Annotated in this window: 16 protein-coding genes; 5 read left to right on the top strand and 11 right to left on the bottom strand. The window is 66.6% G+C overall.

What is annotated here, in order from left to right; translation table 11 throughout:
* Positions 1–8 precede the first annotated feature (8 nt).
* From tatC to ACVENA_RS07440, 9 genes are all read right to left on the bottom strand, one after another.
* Positions 9–827: a twin-arginine translocase subunit TatC gene (tatC, locus tag ACVENA_RS07480; RefSeq protein WP_449328260.1), complete on the bottom strand. Its 819-nt coding sequence runs from the start codon at positions 825–827 to the stop codon at positions 9–11.
* Positions 824–1195, bottom strand: a complete 372-nt coding sequence (tatB, locus tag ACVENA_RS07475; protein WP_449328259.1) for a Sec-independent protein translocase protein TatB — start codon at positions 1193–1195, stop codon at positions 824–826. The genes tatC and tatB overlap by 4 nt, the downstream gene beginning before the upstream one ends.
* 35 nt (positions 1196–1230) lie before the next feature.
* On the bottom strand, positions 1231–1461 hold the full coding sequence (locus tag ACVENA_RS07470) for a twin-arginine translocase TatA/TatE family subunit (RefSeq protein ID WP_449328258.1): 231 nt from the start codon (positions 1459–1461) through the stop codon (positions 1231–1233).
* Between the two features lie 25 nt (positions 1462–1486).
* The gene (scpB, locus tag ACVENA_RS07465; RefSeq protein ID WP_449328257.1) at positions 1487–2080 is read right to left on the bottom strand and encodes an SMC-Scp complex subunit ScpB; all 594 of its coding nucleotides are present in this window, start codon (positions 2078–2080) and stop codon (positions 1487–1489) included.
* Complete coding sequence (locus ACVENA_RS07460; protein WP_449328256.1) at positions 2077–2865, bottom strand: segregation and condensation protein A; 789 nt, start codon at positions 2863–2865, stop codon at positions 2077–2079. The genes scpB and ACVENA_RS07460 overlap by 4 nt, the downstream gene beginning before the upstream one ends.
* A complete protein-coding gene (gene nagZ / locus ACVENA_RS07455) occupies positions 2865–3872 on the bottom strand; it encodes a beta-N-acetylhexosaminidase (RefSeq protein ID WP_449328255.1) in 1008 nt (335 codons plus the stop codon). The genes ACVENA_RS07460 and nagZ overlap by 1 nt, the downstream gene beginning before the upstream one ends.
* Positions 3873–3966: 94 nt before the next feature.
* On the bottom strand, positions 3967–4767 hold the full coding sequence (locus tag ACVENA_RS07450; protein ID WP_449328254.1) for an SPOR domain-containing protein: 801 nt from the start codon (positions 4765–4767) through the stop codon (positions 3967–3969).
* Entirely contained in the window at positions 4767–6494 is a 1728-nt protein-coding gene (gene argS, locus ACVENA_RS07445; protein ID WP_449328253.1) for an arginine--tRNA ligase, read from the bottom strand. Before argS ends, ACVENA_RS07450 begins: the two co-directional genes overlap by 1 nt.
* 135 nt (positions 6495–6629) lie before the next feature.
* Positions 6630–7304 (bottom strand): hypothetical protein, encoded by a 675-nt coding sequence (locus ACVENA_RS07440; protein WP_257549663.1) that lies wholly within the window; start codon positions 7302–7304, stop codon positions 6630–6632.
* A 152-nt stretch (positions 7305–7456) separates the two neighbouring features.
* Between ACVENA_RS07440 and ispH the strand changes: the two genes are divergently transcribed.
* From ispH to rnhA, 3 genes are read left to right on the top strand one after another with little or no spacing between them, the layout of a single operon-like run.
* Positions 7457–8431: a 4-hydroxy-3-methylbut-2-enyl diphosphate reductase gene (gene ispH, locus ACVENA_RS07435; protein WP_257549661.1), complete on the top strand. Its 975-nt coding sequence runs from the start codon at positions 7457–7459 to the stop codon at positions 8429–8431.
* Positions 8431–9393, top strand: a complete 963-nt coding sequence (gene thrB / locus ACVENA_RS07430; RefSeq protein ID WP_257549659.1) for a homoserine kinase — start codon at positions 8431–8433, stop codon at positions 9391–9393. The genes ispH and thrB overlap by 1 nt, the downstream gene beginning before the upstream one ends.
* Entirely contained in the window at positions 9390–9842 is a 453-nt protein-coding gene (rnhA, locus tag ACVENA_RS07425) for a ribonuclease HI (RefSeq protein ID WP_257549657.1), read from the top strand. The genes thrB and rnhA overlap by 4 nt, the downstream gene beginning before the upstream one ends.
* Positions 9843–9860: 18 nt before the next feature.
* Here the strand turns inward: rnhA and ACVENA_RS07420 are convergent, their stop codons facing one another.
* Together ACVENA_RS07420 and ACVENA_RS07415 are read right to left on the bottom strand one after the other, a co-directional pair.
* A complete protein-coding gene (locus ACVENA_RS07420) occupies positions 9861–10037 on the bottom strand; it encodes a YegP family protein (protein WP_076074922.1) in 177 nt (58 codons plus the stop codon).
* A 91-nt stretch (positions 10038–10128) separates the two neighbouring features.
* Positions 10129–11259 (bottom strand): NAD(P)/FAD-dependent oxidoreductase, encoded by a 1131-nt coding sequence (locus ACVENA_RS07415; protein ID WP_449328252.1) that lies wholly within the window; start codon positions 11257–11259, stop codon positions 10129–10131.
* Positions 11260–11379: 120 nt separating this feature from the next.
* Here ACVENA_RS07415 and ACVENA_RS07410 point away from each other — a divergent pair, with 120 nt between their 5' ends.
* Both ACVENA_RS07410 and cpaB read left to right on the top strand, forming a co-directional pair.
* Entirely contained in the window at positions 11380–11838 is a 459-nt protein-coding gene (locus ACVENA_RS07410) for an A24 family peptidase (RefSeq protein WP_449328251.1), read from the top strand.
* Positions 11839–11882: 44 nt separating this feature from the next.
* Entirely contained in the window at positions 11883–12923 is a 1041-nt protein-coding gene (gene cpaB, locus ACVENA_RS07405; protein ID WP_257549644.1) for a Flp pilus assembly protein CpaB, read from the top strand.

The following is a 12923-nucleotide window of genomic DNA, read 5'->3' as shown; positions in this document are numbered from 1 at the left end:
ACTTACCCCTAGGCCTCTTCGAGAGGCTCGACAGGCGCCGCTTCGGCGCCTGTCTTGCGTTTGCGCCCCGTGAACCAGATCGCGAAGATCGAGAGTTCGTAGAGAAAGACGAGCGGGATCGCGAGCAGCAACTGGCTGAGAATATCGGGCGGCGTGAACACCGCCGCGACCGCAAAGGCGGCAACGATCATGTAGCGCCGCGCCGAAATCAGCTGCGCGCGCGTCACCAGCCCCGCCCGCTCGATCAGCATCAGCAGGATCGGCAGCAGGAAAGCGATGCCGAACGCCAGGATGAACTGCATCACGAAGCTCAGATAATTGCCGACCGAAGGCAGCGCTTCCTGCGTCACGCCGCCGACATTCCCCTGATATCCGAGCAGGAATTTGAGCGCGATCGGGATGGTGACGAAATAGGCGAAGCAGGCACCGATCGCGAACAATACCGGCGTCGCGAACAGGAACGGCAGCAGCGCCCGCTTTTCCTTGCGGTAAAGGCCCGGCGCCACGAATTTCCAGAGCTGGTTCGCGATCACCGGAAAGGCGATCATCGTCGCCGCGAACAGCGCGACCTTGATCTCGACGAAAAACGCCTCGAACAACTGGGTATAGATGAGCTTCCCCTGCCCCGCCACGACCAGCGGATGGACGAGGATGCCGAAAATCGGCCGCGCGTAGTAAAGACACACCCCAAAGGCCAGGCCGACCGCGAGCAGCGACTTCAGCAGACGCGAGCGCAGCTCGATCAGATGGTCGAGCAACGGCATCTTGCCGCCGGCGCCATCCTCATCGGCGGTGACGGGGGTTTCGACGGGCGCTTCGACGGTCATGGCAGCGGCCCGCCCGGCGGCGGCACATCGTGCGTCTCGGGCTTGGCTACTTCCGCCTCTTCAGATCCGGACGTTTCGGCCGGCGCTTCGGCGGGCAGGATCGGTGGGGTTCCGGCGGCGACATCGTCGATGCGCGGAAATTCGCGCATGATTGCGTCATTCTGCTCGCGCCACTGCTTTTCGAGCTCCTCGAGCTCGGCCTCACGCATCATCGTGTCGAGCCCGGCGCGGAAATGGCGCGCCATGCCGCGCGCCTTGCCGACCCATTTGCCGACAAAACGCATCGCCTTTGGCAGATCCTTGGGGCCGATGACGACCAGGGCCACCACGATGACGAGCAGCAACTCGGTCGGCGCGACGTCGAACATGAACTAGAGCTTCCCCCGCAGGCGAAATTGCGCGGTTAGCGGATTTCGGTTTCAGCCGTCGGCGTTGGGGTCGCTTCGGGCGAGCGCTGGCCGTCGATCTGGCGCGGAGCGGGCGGCGGCGGCGCGTCGTCGTCGGCCATGCCCTTTTTGAAGCTCTTGATGCCCTTGGCGACGTCGCCCATCATGTCGGAAAAGCGACCCTTGCCGAACAGCAGCAGGACGAGAATCCCGACCACGAGCCAGTGCCAGATGCTGAAGCTACCCATCTTCCAATCTCCTTGAGGCCGCTATCTAGGCGTCCTCGCCGTCTTTTACTAGGTCCAGCTCGCCCATCGCTTCCTCGAAAGCGAGGTCGACCGGGTCGAGCAGGCCCGCAGCACGCAAATCCTCGATTCCCGGCAGATCCTTGCGGCTCGCGAGCCCGAAATGCTGCAAAAAGGCATCGGTGGTCTTGTAGATCAGCGGCCGCCCCGGCACCTCGCGCCGTCCGGCAGGCGCGATCCATTCGGCCTCCATCAGCACGTCGAGCGTCCCCTTCGAGGTCTGGACGCCGCGGATCGCCTCGATCTCCGCGCGGCTGACGGGCTCATGATAGGCGACGATCGCCAGCACCTCGGCCGCCGCGCGCGACAATTTGCGCGGATCGTCGCGCTCACGGCGCAGCAGATGGGCAAGGTCGGCGGGGGTCTGGAAATGCCAATGCCCGCCGCGCTCGACCAGTTCGATGCCGCTGCCCTTATGACGCTCGGCGATCCGCACGATGATCGTCCGAACCTCGCCCGGCGTCATCTCATCGCCCAGACGTCCCGCGACCTGCCGCGCATCGAGCGGCTCGTCGCTCGCGAACAGCATCGCTTCTATCGCGCGTTCCAGATCATCGATCATGCCGGTTGTTGTCCTATGGGGGCTGCCTTCAGATAAAGGGGTTCGAATGCCCCCGCCTGCTTGAGGTCGACGCGCCCCTGCCGCGCCAGCTCAAGCGCGGCGACGAAGCTCGACGCGATCGCCGAGCGGCGCAGCGGCCCCTGATAGTCGGACGGCAGGAAATCGGACAGTTCGGCCCAGTCGACCTTGAGCCCGATCATCCGTTCGAGATGCTGGAGCGCCGCGTCGAGCGTGATCACCGGGCGCCGCGCAACCATGTGGACGACGGGCTCGGTGCGCAGCTTGACCTGACCATAGGCCGCCAGCAGGTCGTAAAGGCTCGCATCCCAGCGCCGCACCCTGACGTCGTGCAGCCCTTCCGGCTTCGCGCGCAGAAAGACGTCGCGGCCGATGCGATCGCGCGCGAGCAGCCGCGCCGCCGCCTCGCGCATCGCGGCGAGGCGCTGGAGCCGCAATTGCAGCCGCAACGCCAGCTCGTCGGGCGACGGCTCCTCCAGCGGGTCCTTGGGCAGCAGCAGCGCCGATTTCAGATAGGCGAGCCACGCCGCCATCACCAGATAATCGGCCGCGACCTCCAGCTTCGCGCGCATCTCGGCGATGAAGGCGAGATATTGTTCGACGAGCTGGAGGATCGAAATCTGCCGAAGGTCGACCTTCTGCCCGCGCGCGAGCGTCAGCAACAGGTCGAGCGGCCCCTCCCAGCTATCGAGGTTGAGTTGCAGCGCATCCTCGCGCTCGGTCGCTGCCGCCGGTGCCAGTTCAAAGGCGAGCGGCAGCTCCTCCATCAGGCGAGCGCCAGCAGCGCGTCGCGCTGGTCGATGAGCACCGCGAACTGCCGCGAGTCATGCGCGCCCGAAATGCGGTCCATGGCCCCTTCGAGCCGCGCGCGCGAAAGCGTACTGATCGGATCGAGCGCCTGCGCGATGCCGATCATGTCGTCCATCTTCGCCCAGCAATTGAGCGCGATGTCGCACCCGGCGGCGACCGCATCGGCGGCGCGCGACGGGACAGTGCCCGACAGGGCCTTCATATCGAGGTCGTCGGTCATCAACAGACCGTGAAAACCGACGCGCTGGCGGATGATGCCGTCGATCACGGTCGGCGACAGCGTCGCGGGCCGATCCCGATCCCAGGCGTCGAAGATAACGTGGCAGGTCATCGCCATCGCCGCATCGCGCAGCGCCGCAAAGGGCGCGAGATCGCTCTGCAGATCATGGTCGGACGCGGTGACGGTCGGCAGCGCTTCGTGCGTGTCGAGCATCGCGCGGCCGTGGCCGGGGATATGCTTGACGACGCCGACGACGCCGCCGGCCTGAAGCCCGCTGAGGATCGCGCGGCCCAGCGCCGCAACGCGCATCGGCTCGCTGCCGAGCGCACGGTCGCCGATCACATCGCTTGCCCCCGGCTGACGCACGTCGAGCAACGGCAGGCAATCGACGGTGATCCCGACCTCGGCAAGCATCACCGCAAGCGCCATCGCATTGAGCCGCGCCGCCTCGATCGCGCTGGCCGGGGCGCGCTCGTAAAGCGCGTCGAACGCCGCGCCGCTCGGAAAATCGGGCCATTCGGGCGCCTTCATCCGCGCGACGCGGCCGCCCTCCTGATCGATCAGGATCGGCAGGTTGGCGCGTCCATCGAGCCCGCGCAGATCATCGGTCAGGCGCCGAAGCTGCTCGCGGTTCGCGATATTGCGACCGAACAGGATATAGCCAGCGGGATCGCTGTCGCGAAAGAAAGCGCGCTCGTCATCGGTCAGGGTCAGGCCCGAAAGCCCGAAAATCGCGGGTATCATCGTGCGTCAACCTCCATCGGCCGGCGCCCCCTTAGCCTCAACATGGCACGGCGGGGGGAACGAACCAATGTCCTCTGCGGCCAAGCGGGCCGAATCAGCGGACGACGACGCAATTTTCACCCGCGACGCGCAATTTTCCGCAAAGCGACGCGGCGTTGGCGGCGCTTCCCGCCGAGGCGCGTAGCCGGTAGACGGTCTTGCCCCCCGCCGTTGCTGGCGACACCAATTTGCCGAGGTCGGCCAGATAGGGGAAGCGCTTCGACAAATTGGTCCACGCCTTCGCCGCCGCGGCCTCGCTGCTGAACGCGCCGAGCTGGATCGTCGCCGAACCGCCCGTCTGCGCCTTGTCGGCCGCCGCTGCGTCGCCGGTCTTGACCGACATGGCGGCGGGCCCCGGCTTGCCCTTGTCGGCGGCGGCGATGCGCGCCGCCTCGGCCTTTGCCGCGGCCGCCTTTTCGCTGTCGGCCTTCGCCTTTTCGGCCCGGGCCGCGGCTTCGCGCTCCGCCGGGGTCACCGCGGGCTCCTCGGGCATCCGCGTCGGATCGACCTTGCCCGCCGGAACCGCACCCTCGGTCGCGGCGAAGCTCGCATCGCCCTCACCCTCGAAGGTCTTGGCGCCGTCGGTCTTCGGCGCGATCTTGTAATCGCCCTTCTGTGCCGCGATCAGTTCGCCCTGCCCGCGCGCGCCGCCGTTCTGGAGCCACCACAGGGCGCCAAGCACGGCACCGATCAGCAGCAACCCGCCGAGCACCATCACCAGCAGGCGGACCGGGGACACCTCGCCATCTTCTTCATAGCCGTCGGCGGCTTCGAGCCAGGGCAGGCGATCCTCGCCTTCGAGGCCCAGTCCCTCGCCGCCCGTTTCCTCTGCGGTTTCGCCCTTACCCTCGGCCATCAGCTCATCTCCTCAAGGGCTTCCACTCCCATCAGGTGGAGCCCGTTTCGGATAACCTGCCCGATTCCGTCGGCCAAATAAAGCCGCGTCGCGGTCAGTTCGGGGTCGTTTGCCAAAATGACACGCGCTTCGGGCCGGTCGTTACCCATGTTCCACCAGGCATGGAACGCCGCGGCGAGATCGCCGAGGTAGAAGGCGATACGGTGCGGCTCGCGCGCCGATGCCGCCGCCTCGACGATACGCGGGAATTGCGCGAGCAGCTTGACGAGGCCGAGCTCATAGTCGTCGAGCCGCGCCGGGTTCGGCGTCGCCGCCGCAACGCCCGCCTCGGCGAGCTTGCGCTTCAGCGACGCGATCCGCGCATGGGCGTATTGGACATAGAAGACCGGATTGTCGCGCGACGCCTCGACAACCTTGGCAAAGTCGAAATCCATCTGCGCATCGGCCTTGCGCGTCAGCATGGTGAAGCGCACCGCATCCTTGCCGACCTCGTCGACGATGTCGGCGAGAGTGACGAAATTGCCCGCGCGCTTCGACATTTTGAACGGCTCACCATTCTTGAGCAGCCGGACCATCTGCACCAGCTTGACGTCGAAACGCGTCTTGCCGCCGGTCAGCGCGGCGACCGCTGCCCTGATCCGCTTGACCGTCCCCGCATGGTCGGCGCCCCAGATGTCGATCAGTTCGTCGGCATCCTGGCTCTTCTGGAAATGATAGGCAAGATCGGCGCCGAAATAGGTCCAGCTTCCGTCGGATTTCTTGATCGGCCGGTCCTGATCGTCGCCAAACTGCGTCGAGCGGAACAGCGGCAGTTCGACCGGTTCCCAATCCTCGGGGGTTTCGCCCTTCGGGGCTTCGAGCTGTCCGTCATAGACCAGATCATGGTCGCGCAGCCATTTCTCGGCCGCAGCGGGTTTGCCTTCCGCCTGAAGCTCGGCTTCGGAGGAAAAGAGGTCGTGATGGATGCCAAGCTTGGCGAGGTCGGCGCGGATCATGTCCATCATCGCGCTGACCGCCTCGGCACGGAACAGACTGAGCCACGCGCTCTCGGGCGCTCCGACATAGCGGTCGCCATATTCGGCGGCGAGCTTCGCGGCGACGGGCTTCAGATAATCTCCGGGATAGAGCCCCTCGGGGATCGCGCCGACGTCTTCGCCCAGCGCCTCGCGGTAGCGCATGTGGACCGAGCGCGCGAGCACGTCGACCTGCGCGCCGGCGTCGTTGACATAATATTCGCGGGTGACCCGATGCCCCGCATATTCGAGCAAGGCCGCGAGCGCATCGCCGACGACCGCGCCGCGGCAATGGCCGACGTGCATCGGCCCGGTCGGGTTGGCCGAGACATATTCGACATTGACCCGCCGCCCCTCGCCCATCGCCGAGCGGCCGTAATCGCCGCCCTCGGCATGGATCAGCGCGAGCTCGCTCCGCCAGCTGTCGTCGGCAAGGCGCAGGTTGATGAAGCCGGGCCCGGCGACGCTCGCTTCGGTCACTTCATCGAGCGCGCCGAGTTCGGCGACAAGCTGTTCGGCGAGCACGCGCGGATTGGTCCCCGCGGGCTTGGCGAGCACCATCGCGGCGTTGGTCGCGACGTCGCCGTGCGACGGATCGCGCGGCGGCTCGACGCTGATCGCGCTCCGGTCGAGTCCGGCGGGAAGCGCATCGCGCGCGACCAGCGCATCGAGCGCGGCGTCGATATGGGCGGAAAAGCGGCTGAACAGGGTCACGGCGAGGCCTATCTTGAAGCGAAAAAACGGTCGCGCGCGCCCTAACGCAGCTTTGGGCACGCGAAAAGCCCTGCCTCGCGTCGGCGCGGCAGGGCATGAGCGAAAGCGAACGGCGCTGGTGCGCCGCCGCGAACCTTATCGTCGGACGTTATATTCGAGCTGATCCTGCGTGAGCTGAAAGCCGACGAGCAGTTCGAAGCTCGCGCGTTGCACCGCGGTGCGAACTTCGGGGATGCTCAGCGGATCGATCGCGGCATCCTCTTCGCCGGCCTTGCGGCGGCGCGTGATACGTTCCTGGATATCGGCGGGCAGCGTCGCCGCAGCGCGATCGACATAGGCGGCGGCCTGGCCGTGCCCTGTACCGCGCACCTGGCCTTCGGCAAAGCTCACCGTGACCTGGCCGACACGCTTGGCGATGACCGCGGTACCGCCCTGCACCACCGTCGAGAAATAGGGCAAGGTCACCGTTCGCGCGGGTCCCGCGTCGCGGCGCGTCGCCACGACGTCGAAATCGGCGAGCTGATAGACTTTTTCGGCCTGATCATTGCATTGCGGCGTGACGTGGGTGATCGTCGCGACGACGTCGATCGCCCGCGCGTCGCGGCTGGTCGCCGGGTCGAACAGGGTGATGTCACCCGTATAGGCGGGAACGGCGACCGCCGGGCAAGCGCTGCGCGTCGCGGTGATGCCCGCGCCGCCCGCCGAAACGTCGATGTCATTGTCCTTCGCGCAGCCGGCGATCGTCGCCAGGGCCGCGCCCCCGCACAGCACGGCGACGAGTTTGCGGGACGAGGAGGAGATGAACATCATAGAAACCGGGCTTTCCAAATCTCGAGGCAGGTCCGACGAACCGGCTGTCCGACGCTCCATGCGCGCCGCTTCTTATCGGCGCGATGAACGAGGCGCAACACGGACGAACCTGCTTTACCGCATATACCGAGCTAGGCTAGAGCGCGCGCACCATGAACGCTCCCCAACCGATCGCGCAGGAAAGCGCCGAACTCGCGGTCCTGATCGCGGCGCCGCGCGGCTTTTGCGCCGGTGTGGACCGGGCGATCCGCATCGTCGAACTGGCGCTGATCCGCTTCGGCGCCCCGGTCTATGTCCGCCACGAAATCGTCCACAATCGCTATGTCGTGGAATCGCTGAAGGCCAAGGGCGCGATTTTCGTCGAATCGCTCGATCAGGTTCCCGACGGCGTTCCGGTGGTATTCAGCGCCCACGGCGTGCCCAAGGCCGTGCCCGCGAAGGCCGAGGCGCGCGGGCTCGACTATATCGACGCGACCTGCCCGCTGGTCTCGAAGGTTCATCGCCAGGCCGAACGCGCGAACGAAAGCGGCCGCCACATCATCTTCATCGGCCACGCCGGCCATCCCGAGGTGATCGGAACGCTCGGCCAATTGCCCGAGGGTGCGATGACCCTGGTCGAATCGGTCGACGATGTCGCCGCGCTGGCGCCGCCCGATCCCGACATGCTGTCCTTCCTGACCCAGACGACGCTGTCGGTCGACGACACGCGCGACATCGTCGCGGCGCTCCAGCATCGTTTCCCGTCGATCGCCGGGCCGCGCGGCGAGGATATCTGCTATGCGACCTCGAACCGCCAGGACGCGGTGAAGGCGATCGCCCGCCGCTGCGACCGGATGATCGTGATCGGCGCCCCCAACAGCTCGAACAGCCTGCGCCTCGTCGAGGTCGCCGAGCGGCTGGGCACCCCGGCGCATCTCGTCCAGCGCGGCAGCGATATCGATCCGGCCTGGCTGACGGACATCGCCACGCTCGGCATCACCGCGGGCGCCAGCGCCCCCGAAACGCTGGTCCGCGAAGTCATCGACGCCGTCGCCGCGCACCGCCCGATTGTGGAGGATGTCGTGGTAACCGCCGAAGAAAACATGGTCTTCAAACTCCCGCGCGGGCTCGAGCCGGTGGCCGACTGATGGCAGTCTATACGCACGTCGATCCCGACGACCTCGCGACCCTTGTTTCCCGCTACGATATCGGCACCGTCCGGTCGTGCAAGGGCATCGCCGAAGGGGTCGAGAACAGCAACTACCTGCTCGAAACCAGCGGCGGCCAGTTCATCCTGACGCTCTATGAAAAGCGGGTGCGGGTGGATGACCTGCCCTTCTTCGTCGATCTGCTCGATCATCTCGCGAGCCGCGATTGCCCGGTTCCGGCGATGATCCACGACCGCGAAGGCATCGCGATCCAGGAAATCGCTGGCCGCGCCGCCTGCATCATCCAGTTTCTGTCGGGCATATCGCCGAGCCACCCGACGCCGGATCAGTGCACGGCGGTCGGCGCGGCGCTCGGCGCGATACACCGCGCCGCCGCCGATTTTCCGGGTGGGCGCGAAAACAGCATGGGCCACCGCCACTGGCGTGCGATCGCCGATGCGACCGGCGATCTCGACGCGGTGATTTCTGGACTGCAGGATATCGTCGAGGCGGAGCTCGCCTTCCTCGACGCGAACTGGCCCGGGGAGCTTCCCGCGCACGTCATCCACGCCGACCTCTTCCCCGACAATGTGCTGATGCTCGGCGAGACGGTGACGGGGCTCATCGACTTCTATTTCGCGGCAAGCGACTTTCGCGCCTATGACCTTGCGGTCACCCATGCATCATGGACCTTTTCCGACGACGGCAGCCATTGCGATCCCGTCCGCGCGCGGGCGCTGATGCGTGGCTATGCACGCGAGGTCGCGCTGAGCGAAGCGGAAATCGCCGCGCTGCCGCTGCTCGCGCGCGGCGCATCTTTGCGCTTCCTGCTCACGCGCGCGCACGACTGGGTACACACCCCGGCCGACGCGCTTGTCACGCGCAAGGATCCGGTGCCCTTTCTCAATCGCTTGCGCCGTTATCAGGCGGGCGATGCCGCCAGCCTGTTCACCGCCGCATGACGACCGGCAAGACGGTGATCGTCGCCACCGACGGCGCGTGCAAGGGCAATCCCGGCCCGGGGGGCTGGGGCGCGGTGCTGCGTTGGGGCGATGTGGTCAAGACGCTGGCGGGCGGCGAGCGCGACACGACGAACAACCGCATGGAATTGATGGCCGCGATCGAAGCGCTCGCCGCGCTCAAGCGGCGCTGCCATGTCGAACTGTCGACCGACAGCATCTATGTCCGCGACGGCATCACCAAATGGGTGCACGGCTGGCAGCGCAACGGCTGGAAGACCGCGGCGAAGAAGCCGGTCGCCAACGCCGATCTGTGGCAGCGGCTGGTCGCCGAGGCAGCGCGGCACGACATCGAGTGGCTGTGGGTCAAGGGCCACGCCGGGCATGGCGACAATGAACTGGCCGACAAGCTGGCGAGCGACGCCGCGCTGGAAGTGGCGCGGGCGCGCTGAACGCCCGCGCCCTCGCTATTATTCGGCTTCGCGGACTTCCGCGCCCGGCCCGTTCTTGAGGATCGACTCGATGGCATTTTTCGCCGAAGCCTTGCTGGTGTAGCCTTCGGTCCAGAAGATGGGTTCGCTATTATATTTGAAATAGGCGACAAATTCGCCCTTCTTGTTCTTCTTGATTTCGAAATAATGGGCCATGCCATCCTCCACAGGTCAGGCCGCGACGGGGGTGACGCGGCTAAGCCCATGGTAATCCACCGATCTCACCGCGCAAGCGGCTAGATGCGGCTCAGGCGAGCCGCGATGGGGCATAGGGCGCCGGGTCGACACGCCCTATCGCACCCTCCGGCGCGGGGGCGCCGAGCTCTGCCGCGAGCAGCGCGGAGATCGCCGGCGAGGTCTGGATCCCGAACCCGCCCTGCCCCGCGCACCAGACGAAGCCGGGAACGCACGCATCGGCGCCGAAGACAGGCAGGCGGTCGGGCGCAAAGCTGCGCAGTCCCGCCCATTTCCGCTCGACCGCCGCGACCGGCCAGTCGACGACCTGCCGCAGCCGTTCGATCGCGAGCGCGACGTCCAGTTCCTCGGGCGCCGCGTCGCAGGGCGGCGACGGCGTCTCGTCGTGCGGGCTGAGCCAGACCCGCCCTCCGCTTTCGCCCTTGAAATAGAAAGCGCCACCGATGTCGATCACCAGCGGCAGACTGGCGGGCACCGGATAATCAAGCCGAAGCTGGATGACGGTTCGCCGATAAGGCTGGATGCCCAGCGGCGCGGCGCCGCAGGCTTCGGCGACCCGGTCGGCCCAGGCTCCGGCGGCATTGACGATCAGGTTCGCACGGACGGTTTCGTCCCCCAGACGAACCTCCCACCCTGCATCCGTGCGGCGTGCGCTATCGAGCCGCGCTCGCGTCGCGAGCCCTGCGCCCGCGCGCTTCGCCGCGCGCAGATAGGCGGCGTGAAGCCCGCCGACGTCGATATCGCTGCAAGACGCCTCGAAGGCTGCCTCGCTCCATTCGGGGCGGATTCCGGGAACGAGGCGTGCAATCCCGGTCGCGGACATCCGTTCCATCGGCACGCCGCCGGCCGCAAAGCCCGCAACGAACGCATCGACCGCAGCCGCATCCCCGCGGCGCGCGAGGTTGACGGCAGTCCGCGGCGACAGAAAACCGCGCGCCGAAAATTCGCTTGGGGGATTCTGCAAGTCATCGAACGACGCGATCGACAGCGGCTGGATGCCGGGTCCGCCATAGGTTTCCTGCCAGAAGGCCGCCGAACGGCCGGTCGCATGATAGCCGGGAACATCCTCCGCCTCGATCATCAATATCCGGCGATAGGGCGCCAGCGCGGCGGCGAGGCTGGCACCGGCGATGCCCGCGCCGACGATCAGCACGTCGGTCGAGGAGGGCAGCGCATCGGTCATCGCCGCCGCATATCGGCTGTGCGCCGGAATGCAACCCGTGCGGATGACATGGTTACTCTTTGGTAAGCCATGATGTGTAGGGAAAAACCGATGCAAAGCGGCCTCGTCTCCCTATGCCTGATGGCTCTTCTCGGCATGCTGATGATCGCCGCGGCGGTCAGCGACCTACGCTCGCGCACCATCTCGAACGGCCTGAATGCGGCGATGGCGTTGCTCGCCATCCCCTTCTGGATCGCCGCGGGATGGGCGATATGGCCCGATATTCCGCTTCAGTTGGTGGCCGCGTTCGCCGTCTTCCTGCTTTTCGCCGGACTGTTCGCGATCGGCGCGATGGGCGGCGGCGACGTGAAGATGATCGGCGCGGTGATGCTGTGGATTCCGCTGCCGCTGTTCGCTCCGATGCTGACCATCATGGCGATCGGCGGGGGCATCCTGTCGGCCGTCATGCTGATCCAGTCGAAAATAAGGCCTTCGGACAAGGCAATAGAGGTTCCTTACGGCGTGGCGATCGCGATCGCCGGTCTTTGGGCGCTTCACCAACAATATCTTAACCACTTTCAGTCTATCGCATCGAGTTGAGGGCAAGCGCCACCATCTCTGGTTCGGCGTAGGAGGCGAAAATCGTGGATACACGAAAGATTATGCTGATCGTCGGCGCGCTGGTCATTGCGATCGGGGCTGCGTTCGGGGTCAATCAGATGATGCGCGGCGCGTCGACGCCGACGGCACGCGCGGCGGCTGCGCCGGAAATCAACGGACCCATGATCCTTGTCGCGACCCGGCAGCTGCCGGCCGGCACGATCATCGGCCCCGACAGCTTCCGCTTTCAGCCCTGGCCGAAGGAACTGGTCGAAAAGGCCTATTTCCTGAAGGAAAAGACCGACGTCCAGACTCTGGTCGGCACCGTCGTGCGCTATCCGATCACCGCGGGGCAGCCGCTGACGCAGGGCGCGCTCGTCCATCCCGATGATCGCGGCTTCCTCGCCGCGGCGCTTGGGCCGGGCATGCGCGCGGTGACGGTCAAGGTTTCGCAGGAACAGGGCGTCGCCGGCTTCGTCTTTCCGGGCGACCGCGTCGACGTGGTTCTGGCGCAGGAGCTCAAGATCAAGGAAGGCAGCGCCTATCCCGACGACGAACTCTATACGGCCGAGACGATCGTCCGCAACGTTCGCGTCCTGGCGACCGACCAGCGCTACGATGCCGAGGATGAAACCGGCAAGACGCCGGTCCGCACCTTCGGCTCGGTGACGCTCGAGGCGACGCCCGACATCGCGGAGAAGATCGCCGTCGCGCAGAATATGGGCAAGCTGTCGCTCGCGCTCCGTCCCCTCGCCGAAAACAGCGGCGACCTGGAAGCCGCGATCGCGTCGGGCGAAGTCAATGTTCCGGCCGGTGGCGGCACCGCCGCCGAAAAGAAGATGCTCGCCGAGGCCGCCGCACGGCCGACCGCGAACAAGAGCTCGGCCACCACGGGCGGCGACGTCTCGCGCTTCTGGGTTCCGGTAAGCGGCCGCGTGTCGGCCCCGCGCCAGCAGCCGCAGCAGCAATCCTTCAGTGGCGGCGGATCGCCCGTGACCATGGGCGCCCCCGCGGCACCCAGGGGTCCGGTGGTCCGCGTGACGCGCGGCGACAAGATGACCGAAGTTCCGGTTGGGGGTAAGTAA

It is taken from the genome of Sphingopyxis sp. 550A, from assembly GCF_053569535.1.
This window is presented reverse-complemented; position numbering and strand designations above follow the sequence as displayed.

Bases quoted from the DNA above. Each gene is read 5' to 3' on its own strand.
- tatC (WP_449328260.1), bottom strand. From the start codon at position 827: ATGACCGTCGAAGCGCCCGTCGAAACCCCCGTCACCGCCGATGAGGAT.
- tatB (WP_449328259.1), bottom strand. From the start codon at position 1,195: ATGTTCGACGTCGCGCCGACCGAGTTGCTGCTCGTCATCGTGGTGGCC.
- ACVENA_RS07470 (WP_449328258.1), bottom strand. From the start codon at position 1,461: ATGGGTAGCTTCAGCATCTGGCACTGGCTCGTGGTCGGGATTCTCGTC.
- scpB (WP_449328257.1), bottom strand. From the start codon at position 2,080: ATGATCGATGATCTGGAACGCGCGATAGAAGCGATGCTGTTCGCGAGC.
- ACVENA_RS07460 (WP_449328256.1), bottom strand. From the start codon at position 2,865: ATGGAGGAGCTGCCGCTCGCCTTTGAACTGGCACCGGCGGCAGCGACC.
- nagZ (WP_449328255.1), bottom strand. From the start codon at position 3,872: ATGATACCCGCGATTTTCGGGCTTTCGGGCCTGACCCTGACCGATGAC.
- ACVENA_RS07450 (WP_449328254.1), bottom strand. From the start codon at position 4,767: ATGGCCGAGGGTAAGGGCGAAACCGCAGAGGAAACGGGCGGCGAGGGA.
- ACVENA_RS07440 (WP_257549663.1), bottom strand. From the start codon at position 7,304: ATGATGTTCATCTCCTCCTCGTCCCGCAAACTCGTCGCCGTGCTGTGC.
- ispH (WP_257549661.1), top strand. From the start codon at position 7,457: ATGAACGCTCCCCAACCGATCGCGCAGGAAAGCGCCGAACTCGCGGTC.
- thrB (WP_257549659.1), top strand. From the start codon at position 8,431: ATGGCAGTCTATACGCACGTCGATCCCGACGACCTCGCGACCCTTGTT.
- rnhA (WP_257549657.1), top strand. From the start codon at position 9,390: ATGACGACCGGCAAGACGGTGATCGTCGCCACCGACGGCGCGTGCAAG.
- ACVENA_RS07420 (WP_076074922.1), bottom strand. From the start codon at position 10,037: ATGGCCCATTATTTCGAAATCAAGAAGAACAAGAAGGGCGAATTTGTC.
- ACVENA_RS07415 (WP_449328252.1), bottom strand. From the start codon at position 11,259: ATGACCGATGCGCTGCCCTCCTCGACCGACGTGCTGATCGTCGGCGCG.
- ACVENA_RS07410 (WP_449328251.1), top strand. From the start codon at position 11,380: ATGGCTCTTCTCGGCATGCTGATGATCGCCGCGGCGGTCAGCGACCTA.